Annotated in this window: 12 protein-coding genes; 8 read left to right on the top strand and 4 right to left on the bottom strand. The window is 69.3% G+C overall.

Annotated features, from left to right (window positions below; all coding sequences use genetic code 11):
* Together NWFMUON74_RS14295 and NWFMUON74_RS14300 are read left to right on the top strand one after the other, a co-directional pair.
* Positions 1 to 1,641 carry an acyl-CoA synthetase gene (locus NWFMUON74_RS14295; RefSeq protein WP_187688279.1) on the top strand — a complete coding sequence of 547 codons (1,641 nt, stop codon included), beginning with the start codon at positions 1 to 3 and terminating at the stop codon, positions 1,639 to 1,641.
* Positions 1,638 to 2,864 (top strand): cytochrome P450, encoded by a 1,227-nt coding sequence (locus NWFMUON74_RS14300; protein ID WP_187688280.1) that lies wholly within the window; start codon positions 1,638 to 1,640, stop codon positions 2,862 to 2,864. The genes NWFMUON74_RS14295 and NWFMUON74_RS14300 overlap by 4 nt, the downstream gene beginning before the upstream one ends.
* A gap of 63 nt (positions 2,865 to 2,927) precedes the next feature.
* On the opposite strand, the gene NWFMUON74_RS14305 is transcribed toward NWFMUON74_RS14300, so the two are convergent.
* Entirely contained in the window at positions 2,928 to 3,758 is an 831-nt protein-coding gene (locus NWFMUON74_RS14305; protein ID WP_187688281.1) for an SDR family oxidoreductase, read from the bottom strand.
* The gene (locus tag NWFMUON74_RS14310) at positions 3,755 to 5,107 is read right to left on the bottom strand and encodes a cytochrome P450 (protein WP_187688282.1); all 1,353 of its coding nucleotides are present in this window, start codon (positions 5,105 to 5,107) and stop codon (positions 3,755 to 3,757) included. The genes NWFMUON74_RS14305 and NWFMUON74_RS14310 overlap by 4 nt, the downstream gene beginning before the upstream one ends.
* 239 nt (positions 5,108 to 5,346) lie before the next feature.
* Between NWFMUON74_RS14310 and NWFMUON74_RS14315 the strand changes: the two genes are divergently transcribed.
* From NWFMUON74_RS14315 to NWFMUON74_RS14335, 5 genes are all read left to right on the top strand, one after another.
* A complete protein-coding gene (locus NWFMUON74_RS14315; RefSeq protein WP_187688283.1) occupies positions 5,347 to 6,288 on the top strand; it encodes a TauD/TfdA dioxygenase family protein in 942 nt (313 codons plus the stop codon).
* Between the two features lie 135 nt (positions 6,289 to 6,423).
* Positions 6,424 to 7,068, top strand: a complete 645-nt coding sequence (locus NWFMUON74_RS14320; protein WP_187688284.1) for an ABC transporter permease — start codon at positions 6,424 to 6,426, stop codon at positions 7,066 to 7,068.
* Positions 7,065 to 8,348 (top strand): ABC transporter ATP-binding protein, encoded by a 1,284-nt coding sequence (locus tag NWFMUON74_RS14325; RefSeq protein WP_187688285.1) that lies wholly within the window; start codon positions 7,065 to 7,067, stop codon positions 8,346 to 8,348. The genes NWFMUON74_RS14320 and NWFMUON74_RS14325 overlap by 4 nt, the downstream gene beginning before the upstream one ends.
* Positions 8,345 to 9,082, top strand: coding sequence for an ABC transporter permease (locus tag NWFMUON74_RS14330; RefSeq protein WP_187688286.1), 738 nt, complete (start codon positions 8,345 to 8,347; stop codon positions 9,080 to 9,082). Before NWFMUON74_RS14325 ends, NWFMUON74_RS14330 begins: the two co-directional genes overlap by 4 nt.
* Entirely contained in the window at positions 9,079 to 10,065 is a 987-nt protein-coding gene (locus tag NWFMUON74_RS14335; protein ID WP_187688287.1) for a glycine betaine ABC transporter substrate-binding protein, read from the top strand. Before NWFMUON74_RS14330 ends, NWFMUON74_RS14335 begins: the two co-directional genes overlap by 4 nt.
* An 18-nt stretch (positions 10,066 to 10,083) precedes the next feature.
* On the opposite strand, the gene NWFMUON74_RS14340 is transcribed toward NWFMUON74_RS14335, so the two are convergent.
* Positions 10,084 to 11,163 (bottom strand): NAD(P)H-dependent amine dehydrogenase family protein, encoded by a 1,080-nt coding sequence (locus NWFMUON74_RS14340; RefSeq protein WP_187688288.1) that lies wholly within the window; start codon positions 11,161 to 11,163, stop codon positions 10,084 to 10,086.
* Positions 11,164 to 11,257: 94 nt separating this feature from the next.
* Between NWFMUON74_RS14340 and NWFMUON74_RS14345 the strand changes: the two genes are divergently transcribed.
* Positions 11,258 to 11,998 carry a glucose 1-dehydrogenase gene (locus NWFMUON74_RS14345; RefSeq protein WP_187688289.1) on the top strand — a complete coding sequence of 247 codons (741 nt, stop codon included), beginning with the start codon at positions 11,258 to 11,260 and terminating at the stop codon, positions 11,996 to 11,998.
* Between the two features lie 6 nt (positions 11,999 to 12,004).
* Here the strand turns inward: NWFMUON74_RS14345 and NWFMUON74_RS14350 are convergent, their stop codons facing one another.
* On the bottom strand, positions 12,005 to 13,738 hold the full coding sequence (locus NWFMUON74_RS14350) for a GAF domain-containing sensor histidine kinase (RefSeq protein ID WP_232111017.1): 1,734 nt from the start codon (positions 13,736 to 13,738) through the stop codon (positions 12,005 to 12,007).
* Between the last annotated feature and the right edge of the window lie 12 nt (positions 13,739 to 13,750).

The raw sequence follows: 13,750 nt of genomic DNA on the forward strand, positions 1-13,750 counted from the left end.
ATGCCGAACAATTTCGCCGACCTGTTCGAGCACGCCGTCGACGCGATGCCCGACCGGGTCGCGCTCATCCAGGGTCCGCGCCGGCTCACCTTCGCGGAACTGGACGCTCGCGCCGGTCGGCTGGCGCGCTACCTCACCTCGATCGGGGCGGGCGCCGGAACGCACATCGGGTTCCAGATGCACAACTCCCTCGAGACGATGGAGACGCTGATCGCCTGCTTCAAGGTGCGGGCGGTGCCGATCAACATCAACTACCGCTACGGCGCGGAGGAGTTGCGCTACGTCTACGACAACGCCGACCTGGAGGTGCTGGTCCACCACCGCTGCTATGCCCCGGTGATCGAACAGGTGCGGCCGCTGGTGCCCGGGTTGCGGCACGCGCTGGTCGCCGAGGACGATCAGGACTCCGGCGCCGAGAGCAGCTCCGTGCCGTACGAACAAGCGCTGCAAGGCTTCTCGCCGGATCGCGAGCCGATCGAGCGCAGCGCCGACGACCTGTTCATGATGTACACCGGCGGCACCACCGGCCTGCCCAAGGGCGTGATGTGGCGGCAGGAGGACATGTGGCGGGTGCTCGGCGGCGGCATCGACTTCTACACCGGTGAGCCGGTCGCCGACGAGTACCAGCAGTCCCGGGTGGGCGCGCAGAACCCGGCGATGACGTGGCTGATCCTGCCGCCGCTGATCCACGCCTCCGCCATGATGCCCACCTTCAACGCGCTGTGGTCGGGCAACGCGACGATCTTCCTGTCCGCCTTCGACCCGGCAGAGGTGTGGCGGACGGTGGCCCGCGAACGCCCGCAGGTGCTGGTGCTCACCGGCGACGCCATGGCCCGCCCGCTGCTCGACGCGCTGCGCGCCGAGCCGGTGGACACCTCGTCGCTCATGGTCGTCGCCTCGGGCGCGGCGCTGCTGTCGCAGCCGGTGAAGAACGAACTGCTGGAGCTGTTTCCGCAGGCGCTGGTGTCGGACTCCATCGGCTCCTCCGAAACCGGTTTCGGCGGTATGGGTTTCGCGCAGAAGGACGACGATCCCGCGCGCGGTCCGCGCGTGCAGATCGGCCGGGGCGCGGTGGTCGTCGACGACGAGGCGCGTCCCGTGGCGCCGGGCGGCGAGGGCTGGCTGGCCAAGACCGGCTCGGTCCCGATCGGCTACTACAAGGATCCGGCCAAGACCGACAAGTTGTTCCGCACCGTCGACGGCAACCGTGTGGTGGTCACCGACGACCGCGCCCGGGTCGAGGAGGACGGCTCGATCACCCTGATCGGCCGCGGCAACATGGTGATCAACACCGGCGGCGAGAAGGTCTTCGTCGAAGAGGTGGAGGCCGTGGTCAAGGCGCACGAGTCGATCTACGACGCCGTGGTGATCGGTGTGCCGCACGATCGCTGGGGCCATCAGGTCGCCGCCGTGGTCTCCGCGCACGCCGCGGGCGCTGTCGACTTCGCCGCGCTGGAACGGCACGTGCGGGCCCATCTGGCCGGATACAAACTGCCCCGGCGCATCTGGGTGACCGACGCGGTCACCCGCACCCCCAGCGGAAAGCCCGACTACCGAGCGGCCAAGGCCTATGCGGAAGCCCGGGAACCGGACCATGTCGTCAGTGCTTCGCAGCGACGCGGACGCGAGGAGGAAAAGTGACAGCCCCGTCGATACCGAGCGGATTCGATTTCACCGACCCGGGACTGTGGGAAACCCGCAGTCCCGTCGCGGAATTCGCGGAACTGCGGCGCACGGCGCCGGTATGGTGGAACGCCCAGACCCCCGAGCAGGCCGCGCCGTTCGAGGACGGCGGGTACTGGGTGGTGAGCCGGCACGAGGACATCAAGGAGATCTCGCGCCGGGTGGACGTGTACTCCTCCGAGCAGAAGGGGTCGATCATCCGGCTGCCCGGCTTCGCGACCCCCGAGCAGCTGGCGGGCACGAGCGCGCTGCTGGTCAACATGGATCCGCCGAAGCACAGCAAGATCCGCCGGATCGTCTCCAAGGGCTTCACACCCCGGGCGGTGGAGAGTCTGCGGGCGGCGCTGACCGAGCGTGCCGAGCGAATCGTGCACGCGGCCAAGGCGTCCGGAAGTGGCGACTTCGTCGAGCAGGTGGCGTGCGAGCTGCCGCTGCAGGCGATCGCGGAGCTGCTGGGCGTGCCGCAGGATGACCGGCACAAGCTGTTCGACTGGTCGAACCAGATGCTCAACTACGACGACCCGGAATACGGCGACCCGGTGACCGCCTCCGCCGAGATCCTCGGCTACGCCTGGAACATGGCCGAACGGCGGCGCGCGCAGCCCACCGACGACATCGTCAGCCAGCTGGTGAGCGCCGACATCGACGGCGAGGCACTGGGTTCCGACGAATTCGGGTTCTTCGTGATCCTGCTGTCGGTGGCGGGCAACGAGACCACCCGCAACGCCATCACGCACGGCATGAAGGCGTTCGTGGACCACCCGGAGCAGTGGGAGCTGTACCGGGAGCAGCGGCCGCGCACCGCGCCGGACGAGATCGTGCGCTGGGCGACACCGGTGACGGCGTTCCAGCGCACCGCGACCGAGGACACCGAACTGGGCGGGCAGCACATCCGCGCGGGGGAGCGGCTCGGATTGTTCTACAGCTCCGCCAATTTCGACGAGGCGGCGTTCGACGCGCCCTTCACCTTCGACGTGCTGCGCGACCCGAACCCGCATCTGGGCTTCGGCGGCACCGGCGCGCACTTCTGCGTGGGCGCCAACCTGGCCCGGCTGGAGATCGACCTGATGTTCAACGCCATCGCCGATGCCATGCCGAACCTGCGGCAGGTGTCGGATCCGGTGCGGCTGCGCTCGGGCTGGATCAACGGGGTCAAGCACTGGCAGGTCGCCTACCACTGATCCATCGCACGCGACGGGGCGGGGATCCGGAATCCGGATCACCGCCCCGTCGCCTTCCCGCCGCTACTTGCGTTGCAGCCGTTCGTCGTACGCGCGGCGCGCGTCCCGGTCGACCTCGTCGGTGAAGATGCGATCGACGCCGAGCCGCCGCGCGAAGAACTCGCCGATCGGACGCGGGGTGAGGTCGTTGAACACCGCGAGCACCCCCGCCAGCCGGGTGACGGTGACCCGGCGGCGGGGACGGACGATCAGATCGGCGACGGCCCGCGCCACGTCGCCGGGTTCGGCGAGCAGCCCCATCGGCGCACGGGTGCCCGCGATCAGCTCGGTGCGGGTGAACGTCGGCAGCACCGCCGAGAACCGCACGCCGCTGCCGCGGTGCTCCAGCCGCAGCACATCGGTGAACCCGAGGACGGCCTGCTTGCTGGCGCAGTAGGTCGCCATGCCCGGCGTCGGATTGGTCCCGGCCAGCGAGGCGACATTGATGATGTGGCCGCGCCCGCGGTCCAGCATGCCGGGCAGCGCCAGCTTGGTGCCGAGCAGCACGCCGTACACATTGATGTCGAGGATGCGCCGGGTGATCGCGTCCTGCTCGGCGGTGAATCGGCCCACCGGCATGATGCCCGCGTTGTTGACCAGGACGTCGAGCGGTCCGGCGGCCGCCCGCGCGGCGTCGAGGAAGGCGCGGAACGACTCCGGATCGGTGACATCCAGGGGCAGCGCGGCGGTGAGCGCGAGTTCGGCGCCCGTCGCGGCCGCCGCCTCCGCGTCGATATCGCCGATGACCACGCGCGCACCGGCCTCCGCGAGGACACCGGCGATGGCGCGGCCGATGCCGCGCGCCCCGCCGGTGACCGCCACGACCCGGCCCGCGAGACCGGCTCGCCCGCTCATCGCACCCGCCGCCGGAAGCGCACGGCGCACGGCTGCCGCAACTGCACGACCATCTTGGAGTGGTCGTTGCGGTAGCTGTCGGAGGGTTGTGCCATCTCGAACTCCCAGTCCCGCAACAGAATCGAGAAGATCGCCTTGAGTTGCATGAGCGCGAAGGCCGCGCCGACGCAGCGGTGCCGCCCCGCGCCGAACGGGATCCAGGTCCAGCGGTTGATCAGGTCGGCCTGGTTCGGATCGATGTAGCGGCCCGGGTCGAAGCGGTCGGGCTCCGGGAAGTCCTCGGGGCTGCGGTTGGACACCGCGGGCGTGGCCGCCACGAGATCGCCCGGCGTGATGCGGTTTCCGCACACCTCGAATTCGCCGCGGGCCACCCGCATGAGGATGATCAGCGGCGGATGCAGCCGCAGCACCTCCTTGAGCACCGCCTCCAGATGCGGAATCTGGCGCAGCGCATGGAAACTGACGTCCTTGCCGTCGGCGTAGAGCTCGTCGAGTTCGGTCACCACCCGCGCCAGCTGGTCGGGATGGCGGAGCAGTTCGATGACCGTCCACGCCGCGGTGCCCGAGGTGGTGTGGTGCCCGGCGAACATCATCGAGATGAAGATGCCGGTGATCTCGCTGGCCGAGAAACGCGGGTTGCCCTGCTCGTCGCGGATCGACACCAGCACGTCGAGCATGTCCCGATCGTCCTTGCCCTGCGGAGGGTTGGCGATGCGGCCGTTCATGATCCCCTGCACCAGGTCGACCAGTTCGGCGCGGGCCTCGTCGCGGCGGCGGAAACTGTCGATGGGAGCGTACGGGTCGACATAGCACAGCGCGTCGGTGCCCTGCTCCAGCTCGTGGTACAGGTGGGCGAACCGCTCGTCGAGTTCGTCGCGGAACTTCGTGCCGATCAGGCATGCCGAGGAGGTGTAGATGGTCAGCTCGGCGAAGAACTCCAGCAGGTCGATCTCGCCGCTGTCACCCCACCGCGCCAGCATCCGATCCACTTCGCGCGCAATGGTTTCCGCGTGCCCACGCATGTGCTCACCGCGCAGCGCCTGATTGTGCAGCATCTCCTTGCGGCGTTCGGGACTGGCGTCGAACACCACGCCCTCGCCGAAGATCGGCTTCATGAAGGGGTAGGCGGCGCCCTGGTCGAGATCCTCGTCGGCGGCGCGGAAGAAGAACTCGTTGGCCTCCGAGCCCGACAGCAGGATCACGTCCTTGTCGGCCAGGCGGAACGAACCGACGTCGCCGCACTCCGCCCGCACCCGGCGCATCAGCGCGATCGGATCGGTGCGGAATTCCTCGAGATGCCCGTGTTCGTGTTCGTCCCCGGAGACCTGCCGCGGCTTCACCAACGTCATCGCCAATCCTCCCGATGATTCGATCCAGACAGTGACCTGGACATATGTCTGGACGGTACTACGCCGAGGCGCGGCGGGCAAGGTCGAGGCGGTCGGTCGAACCAGCCGCCACCGCCGGAGCGGCGTTGTGCCAAAGGTGTTCCGGCGGGTTTCGATCGGGGTGACCCTAATCCTGGCCCCAGGACGGCTCGGGTGGTTTCGTCGGGTCGATTGTCAGGTGCGAGTGAAAGGTCCCCGGTATGCCCGTCGACAACGCAGCCGACGCCCGGACCACCGTGCGGGTGGTCAAGCTCGGTACTCACCTCGGCGCGCGGATCGAGGGCGTCCGGCTCGGCGGTGACCTGGACGCGGACACCGTCGCCACCCTCCGCGCGGCGCTCGACGAGCACAAGGTGATCTTCTTCCGCGACCAGCACCACCTGACCGAGGACGGCCAGTACGAATTCGCGGAACTGCTCGGCACACCGACCATCCCGCACCCGACCGTCCGGTCGGCCGGGGTGAAGAGCCTGGCCATCGACTCGCACCAGGGGCGGTCGAACAGCTGGCACACCGACGTCACCTTCGTCGACCGGGTGCCGAAGGCGTCGATCCTGCGCGCGGTCACGCTGCCCAGCTACGGCGGCTCGACCACCTGGGCCTCCACCGTCGCCGCCTACAACTCGCTGCCCGAACCGCTCCAGCGGCTGGCCGAGAGCTTGCGCGCCAGGCATACCAACCGGTACGACTACGCCGCGACCGCCGAGGACAATCACCGCGGCGAGACCGTCGCGGCCTACCGCGGCGAGTTCGAGTCCACCTATTACGAGACCGAACATCCCGTGGTCGAGGTGCATCCGGAGACCGGCGAACGCGCGCTGCTGCTGGGCAATTTCGTGCAGCGGATCGTCGGCCTGCCCGCCGACGAGTCGCAGGCGTTGTTCCGGCTCTTCCAGGATCGGGTGACCCGGCTCGAGCACACCACCCGCTGGGACTGGTCGCTCGGCGACGTCGCCATCTGGGACAACCGCGCCACCCAGCACTACGCCATCGACGACTACGACGGCACCGAACACCGCAGGCTCACCCGTATCACCCTCGCCGGGGAGATCCCTGTCGGTGTCGACGGCCGGCGCAGCACGGTGATCGCCGGGAACGCCGAGCACTACTCCGCCCCCGTCCCGCCCGCACGAGCCGCCTAGGGCCGCCCGGATATCCGGCCTCGCCGCGCGTAATCCGAAGCGGACCGCGCGGCGTCGATTACCCTGTGACGACTTCCGTCCAGGACCACGCACCAGGCAGGAACCGGCAGATGTTCGGCTGACGAGGGGAATCCCGTGGATTTATGGAGCTATGTCCGAGGGCGGGGCGGCACTTTGGCCTTCCTCACCTATCAGCATGCCTCCCTGGCCTTTCAGACGGTACTCGTCGGCACCGTCGTCGCGGTGCTCATCGCGGTGGCGGTGTACCGGACGCCGCTGCTGGCCCAGCTCTCGCTGACCTCGAGCCGGGTCGCGCTGACCATCCCGTCGCTGGCGCTGCTGGCGCTGCTGCTGGTCCCGTTCGGGCTCGGGGTGGTGCCCTCGTTCGTGATGCTGGCGTTCTTCGCGGCGCTGCCGGTGATCGGCAACGCCATCGTAGGGCTGCGGTCGGTCCCGGCCTCGGTGGTGGAATCCGCCCGCGGCATCGGCTTTTCGCGCTGGCGGATCCTGCTGACCGTCGAGCTGCCGATCGCCTGGCCGGTGATCCTGACCGGCATCCGGGTCTCCACCCAGATGATCGTGGGCGTCGCCGCCATCGTCGCCTACGTCCTCGGACCCGGCCTGGGCTCGCTGATCTTCAACGGCCTGTCCCGCCTCGGCGGCGCGAACGCCCTCGAAATGGCGCTCACCGGCACCATTCTCATCGTCGTCATCGCGCTGGTGTTCGACGCGCTGCTCGTCCTGCTCGGACGCCTGACGATCGCGAAGGGACTGTCATGACCGTTGAAGTGACCGGCGGGCCCGCTCCGGCGACGCCGGAGCGCAACGTGACCGGGGCGTCCATCACGCTGGACGGGGTGGTGAAACGCTATCGGGGACAATCGAAACCGGCGGTGCGGCGGCTCGACCTGGAGATCGAGGCGGGGGAGATCGTGGCGTTCGTCGGACCGTCGGGGTGCGGCAAGACGACCACGCTCAAGATGATCAACCGGCTGATCGAGCCGACCGAGGGCCGCATCTTCATCGGCGGGCGCGACGTCACCCGCGAGGACCCCGACAAACTGCGGCAGTCGATCGGGTACGTCATCCAGTCCGGAGGACTGTTTCCGCACTGGTCGGTCGCCAAGAACATCGCCGCCATTCCGCGCGTGCTCGGCTGGGACAAGCGGCGCATCGCCGAGCGCACCGAGTACCTGCTCGATCTGGTCGGCCTGGACTCCGCCACCTTCGCCGACCGGCTGCCCAAGGACATGTCCGGCGGCCAGCAGCAGCGCGTCGGGGTCGCCCGCGCGCTGGCGGCCGACCCGCCGGTGCTGCTCATGGACGAGCCCTTCGGCGCGGTCGATCCCATCACCCGGGTTCGCCTGCAGGACAGCCTGATCGGAATCCAGCACGAGCTCGGCAAGACCATCGTCGTGGTCACCCACGATTTCGAGGAGGCCACCAAGCTCGGCGACAAGGTGCTGATCCTGTCCGAGGGCGGGCACATCGAGCAGTACGCGCGCCCGGAGGAGATCCTCACCAATCCGGCCACGCCGTTCGTGGAGGAGTTCGTCGGATCCGGCGCCAAGCTGGCCTATCTGACCGTGTCGCGGGTGCGCGACGTGGCGACCGACGACGTGGTCACCGCGCGGGTGGGCGAGTCGTCGCGGGGCGTCATCGAGCGGGCGCGGGCCGCCGGGCAGACCTGGGTGGTCGTCGTAGACGGCGCCGGACGGCCGCGGTCCTGGCCCACACTGGACGAACTGGCCACCAAGCCGGAGGTCTCCGACTACCTCGACCGGCGGCTGCCCGTCGTCGCCCGGTCCTCCACCCTCAACGACGCCCTCGACGCGATGCTCGCCGCCAGCCAGGGCGCGACCCTGGTGACCGACGGCCGCGGCGCGGTGGTCGGCTCGCTGGGCATCGCCGCGGTGACCGAGATGATCCAGGCCAAGCTCGCCGACGGCCGTGCCGACGAGGCGGAACGGTCCTATGAGACCTACGTCGACGGCAGCGAGAACGCCCCCACGCCGGTGGTCGCCGCCGACGAGGAACCCGGATCGGGCGATCGGTCGTGAAGCGCTTGCGGCGCATACCGATGGACGTGTGGTTCGAGCCGCTGCTGATTCTCGTCATCGGCATCGGATACGTCCTGTGGTATCGGTCGACGACATTCACCGCGACCGAGAAGGCGTCGCTCGGCTGGGACAATCTGCAGACCACCATCCTGTCCCACATCAAGCTGACCGTGGTCGCCACGCTGATCGTGGTGATCGTCGCGATCCCCTTGGGCATCGCGCTCACCCGGCCCGCGCTGCGGCGGCTCGAACCGCTCGCGGTCAATATCGCCAATATCGGCCAGGCCGCGCCCGCCGTCGGCCTGCTGGTGCTGTTCACCTTCTGGCTGGGCACCGGATTCCGCACGGCGATAGTCGGTTTGGTGGTGTACGCGATCCTGCCGATCCTGCAGAACACCATCGTCGGGCTGCGGCAGGTCGATCAGCGCACCATCGAGGCGTCGCGGGGCATCGGTTTCTCCGGGACCCGCACGCTGTTCCAGGTGGAGCTGCCGCTCGCGGTGCCGGTGATCCTCAACGGGGTGCGGACCGCACTGGTGATCCTCGTCGGCACCGCGACGCTGAGCACGTTCATCGGGGCCACCAGCCTCGGCACGCTGATCACCACCGGCGTCACGCTGTTCCTGCCCAAACTGCTGGTCTCCGGCGCGATCCTGGTCGGACTGCTGGCGCTGACCATCGACTGGCTCGGCAGGCTGGTCGAACTGGCCGCGACCCCGCGAGGTATCTCATGAGAGCACCACGAGCGCGACTGGTCACCGCGAGCTGCGCACTGGCCGTGGCGATCTCGCTGCTCGCCGGGTGCGGCCTGGTGAGTTCGTCGGGCACCTTCCACGAGGCGAGCCTGCCCGGCGGCGACCGCCCGCTGGACGGTGCGGAACTGGTCGTCACGTCGAAGAGCTTCACCGAGGGCGTGCTGCTGGGCAAGATCACCGCGACCTACCTGGCCGCCGCGGGCGCCGACGTGCGGGACATGACCGGGGCGCCGGGTTCCGCGTCGTCGCGGCAGGCGCAGCTCAACGGTGACGCCGACGTGCTCTGGGAGTACACCGGAACCGGCTGGGTCAACTACCACAACCAGACCGAGACCATCACGGACCCGCACGAGCTGTGGCAGCGCGTGCACGACATCGAGAAGCGCGACTACGACCTGGAGTGGCTGGCGCCGGCGAACTTCAACGACACCTACGCCTTCGGCGCCGCCACGCCGACCGCCGAGCGGCTGCGCGTGCGGTCGCTGTCCGACGTGGCCGCGCTCCCGGTGCCCGACCGCACCTTCTGTGTCGACGACGAATTCTTCAGCCGCTCCGACGGTTTCGTGCCGATGCTGCAGAAGTACGGCATGCCCTACAACGACCCGAACGGGGTGCCCGCCGGTAACGTCACGCGGATGGACGCCGGTGTCGTCTACACCGCGACGGCCAAGGGCGCGCCCTGCAACTTCGGCATGATCTACACCACCGACGGCCGGGTGAAGAACCTGAACCTGGTCGTCCTCGACGACGACAAGAAGTTCTTCCTGCCCTACAGCGGTACCGCGGTCGTGCGGGGCGCGGTGCTGGCGAGTCACCCCCGACTGCGCGAGCTGATCGGCACGATCTCCCAGCACCTCACCGACGACCTGATGCAGGAGCTCAACGGCCGCGTGGACATCGACGGCGAGGATCCCGCCGACGTCGCCTACGACTGGCTGAAGAGCGAGCAGCTGGTGCGGTAACCGCGCGGGTGGCCGTGTTCAGCGCGGCGGCGAGTACAGTCCGCGGCCGGTGATCAGCGGTAGGTCGAGGGTGGTCCGGATGCCCGGTGCGGCCGCGACCACGGCCGGAATCGAATTCACGATGCGGCCCGCCGCCGCGGCGATCGCGGCATGGTTGTGGTCGCCGTGGCGGCTGGTCGGGCGGATGTCGACGGTGTAAGAGGGCTCGCCGATGATCTCGACGCGGTAGGAGCCGCCCGGCTGCACCGGCTGCGGCCAGTCCGGCCGGAGCTCCTCGCGCAACCGGGTGACGTGTTCGATGACGATCGCCGGATGCCCCTGTACCAGTCCGCGGATCTCGAAACGCACTGCGGCCGTTCCGCCTTCGGGAATGTGCCCGGCGGCGACGTCGAACGCCGCCGGTGCGGGCTCGCGCGCCGCGGTGTCGGTGATCTCGTCGACGACGATACCCAGCCCGGCGGCGAGCTGGCGGATCGCGGTACCCCAGGCGAGACTCAGCACCCCCGGCTGCAGCAGCATCGGGACGTCCTCGGGCGGATTGCCGAAGCCCATCACGTCGAACATGACCGTCGCGCCGTCGTAGGTGGCGTAGTCGGCGATCTCCGTGCAGCGGATCTGCTCGATGGCGCGGCAGGTGCCGGCGAACGCGAACGGGATCAGATCGTTGATGAAACCCGGGTCCACGCCGGTGATGAACAGGCTCGTATTCCCTTCACGCGCAGCCTCTTCCACCCGGTCGATGTACTTGCCGGGCACCACCTGCCACGGGTACTGGAGTACGCCGGGCGCGGAGCCGACGACGTTGATGCCGTGCGCCAGCAGCCGCCGGCAATCGGCCATCGCCTCCGGCAGCCGGGTGTCGCCCATCGCGCAGTACACCGCGCAGTCGGGCCGGGCGGCGAGGATCTCGTCCAGGTCGCCGGTGGCGGTGATGCCGGTGACCACGTCCAGCCCGGCGAGTTCGCCCGCGTCCTTCCCGATCTTGGCATCCGTGGCGACCCAGACACCGGTCAGCTCGAACTGCGGATTGGTGATCAGCTCGATCAGGGCGAGGCGGCCGACGTTCCCGGTGCCGATGTGCGCGACGCGGATGGGCATGAATTACTCCTGGAGGACAACAGCTTCGGTGTTCCGAGCACCATTCTGGAACAGTGTCTAGAACATGTTCTAGTTCGTATGGTAGCGTCGCGCCATGGGACGTGTAGACGGAAAAGTGGCACTGATCAGCGGTGGCGCCCGGGGGATGGGCGCCGCCCACGCCCGGCTGCTGGTCGCCGAGGGCGCCCGGGTGGTGGTCGGCGACATCCTCGACGACGAGGGCAAGGCACTCGCCGCCGAGATCGGCGAATCAGCCCGCTTCGTACATCTGGACGTGACCGACCCGGACCACTGGGAGGTCGCGGTCGCCACGGCCGTCGAGGATTTCGGCAAGCTCGATGTGCTGGTCAACAACGCCGGTGTGGTGAACGGCAGCCCGCTGCAGAAGTTCGACCTGGCGCAGTGGCGGCGCATCCTGGATGTGAACCTGACCGGCACCTTCCTCGGCATGCGGGCGGTGGTCGAGCCGATGATCGCCGCGGGCGGCGGGTCCATCGTCAACGTCTCATCGATCGAGGGCCTGCGCGGCGCGCCGTGGGCGCACGGCTACGTGGCGTCCAAGTGGGGCGTGCGCGGGCTGGCCAAGTCGGCGGCACTCGAGTTGGCGCCGCACCGGATTCGGGTCAACTCGCTGCACCCCGGGCTCATCCGCACCCCGATGACCGCGAACATTCCCGACGACCTGGTGACGATCCCGCTGGGCCGCCCGGCCGAACCGGCGGAGGTCGCCACCTTCGTGCTGTTCCTGGCCAGTGACGAGTCGGCCTACGCGACCGGGTCGGAGTTCGTGGTGGACGGCGGCCTGGTCACGGGCGTTCCGCACAAGACCTCCTGAACACGGTCAGCGCAGCGGCGCCGACCAGCGCAGGCAGGTGCCGTGCGGTTGCGAGCCGTCGGCGGGGGCGACGGCTCGGACCGAGAACTCGCCGCCGCCGGTCTCGGCGCGATGTGCCAGATCGGCGATCCCGCCCGGGGTGAAGCTGTCCGGGATGCCACAGCCGTCGTCGGTGACGGTCACGGTGAGGTTGTCGGCGACGTCGATCTCCACGTCGACGGTCGCGGGGTCGGCGTGGCGCACGGCATTGCCGACCGCTTCGCGGACAACGGCTTCCGCGTGCTCGGCCAGTTCGGGACCGACCACCGACAGCGGTCCGGTCACCCGCAGCGAGGTGCGGACGGCCGTGGTCGCGGTCTGCTGCCCGACCGCCCGCTCGAGGCGCCGGCGTATGCGGGTGGCCTGCACACCGCCGCCGTGTAGTTCGAAGATCGACGTGCGGATCTCCTGGACCACTTCCTGCAGGTCGTTGATCGCGTCGGCGAGCCGCTGCTGTACCTCGGGCACCCGGGTGCGCGGCACCGTGCCCTGCAACGACAGGCCGACGGCGAACAGCCGCTGGATGACGTGGTCGTGGAGATCGCGAGCGATCCGATCGCGGTCGGTGAGGATATCGATCTCGCGCATCCGCCGGTGCGTCTCGGCCAGATGCATCGCCAGCGCGGCCTGATCGGTGAAAGCCGAAGCGAGCTCCAGGATTTCGTCGTCGTACGGCGCGGCCTCGGCCGTGCGCACCGTCACCAGCACGCCCAACGACGCGTCCGGGGTGTGCAGCGGCAGCACCAGCGCGGGCCCGGCGCCGGGGAACAGCCCGGCTAGGTCGGTCTGACGGGCGTCGTCGAGCCGCCGGGCCGACCGCTCGGTGAAGACCGTGCCCAGGGTGGTGCCGTCGAGGCGCAGGCGGCGGCCGGTATGGTCGTCGGCCGTGCCCGAGCTGTGGGCGATCACGAGCCGGTCGACGTCCTCGGGCCGCCGGTCGGGCTCCTCGACGACGGCCAGGTACACCCGCGCCGAGCGGGTGAGCTGCCGGGCGTGATCGGCCAGGTGCGCCAGAACCACGGATTCGTTCGTGCCCGCGAGGAATTCGGTGGTGAGGTCGCGGGTGGCCTCGATCCAGGCCTGCTGGGCGCGGGCGGATTCGTAGAGCCGGGCATTCTCGATGGCGATCCCGGCCGCGGCGGCGAGCGCCTGCACGATCAGCTCGTCGTCCTCGGTGAACAGCTGACGCCCGGATTTCTCGGTGAGATAGAGGTTTCCGAAGATCTCGTCGCGGATGCGGACCGGGACGCCGAGGAACGACCGCATCGGCGGATGGTTCGGCGGGAACCCGACCGAGGCGGAGTGGGCGGCCAGGTCCTCGAGCCGGATCGGCTTGGGCTGACTGAACAGCAGGCCGAGCACGCCGTGCCCCTCGGGCAGGTCACCGATCAGCGATCGGGTGTGTCCGTCGATGCCCTCGTAGATGAACTGGGACAGCTGGTCCCCGTGGCTGCGGATGCCCAGCGCGCCGTACCGGGCGTCGACCAGGCTGATGGCGGTGCGCACGATGGTGCGCAGCGTCTCGTCCAGGTCGAGGCCGGAGGTGACCGCGAGCATCGCATCGACCAGCCCGTCCATTCGGTCACGGGCGTCGATGATCTGCTCGACCCGGTCCTTGACCTCGGTGAGCAGCTCGCGCAGCCGAAGCTGCGACAGCGTCTCCCGCACGGAGTAGGAACCGGTTCGCGAATCGTCGGTCACTTCGGCAGTTCC

The organism is Nocardia wallacei (genome assembly GCF_014466955.1).
Classification (GTDB): Bacteria; Actinomycetota; Actinomycetes; order Mycobacteriales; family Mycobacteriaceae; genus Nocardia; species Nocardia wallacei.

Bases quoted from the DNA above. Each gene is read 5' to 3' on its own strand.
- NWFMUON74_RS14295 (WP_187688279.1), top strand. From the start codon at position 1: ATGCCGAACAATTTCGCCGACCTGTTCGAGCACGCCGTCGACGCGATG.
- NWFMUON74_RS14305 (WP_187688281.1), bottom strand. From the start codon at position 3,758: ATGAGCGGGCGAGCCGGTCTCGCGGGCCGGGTCGTGGCGGTCACCGGC.
- NWFMUON74_RS14310 (WP_187688282.1), bottom strand. From the start codon at position 5,107: ATGACGTTGGTGAAGCCGCGGCAGGTCTCCGGGGACGAACACGAACAC.
- NWFMUON74_RS14315 (WP_187688283.1), top strand. From the start codon at position 5,347: ATGCCCGTCGACAACGCAGCCGACGCCCGGACCACCGTGCGGGTGGTC.
- NWFMUON74_RS14325 (WP_187688285.1), top strand. From the start codon at position 7,065: ATGACCGTTGAAGTGACCGGCGGGCCCGCTCCGGCGACGCCGGAGCGC.
- NWFMUON74_RS14335 (WP_187688287.1), top strand. From the start codon at position 9,079: ATGAGAGCACCACGAGCGCGACTGGTCACCGCGAGCTGCGCACTGGCC.
- NWFMUON74_RS14340 (WP_187688288.1), bottom strand. From the start codon at position 11,163: ATGCCCATCCGCGTCGCGCACATCGGCACCGGGAACGTCGGCCGCCTC.
- NWFMUON74_RS14345 (WP_187688289.1), top strand. From the start codon at position 11,258: ATGGGACGTGTAGACGGAAAAGTGGCACTGATCAGCGGTGGCGCCCGG.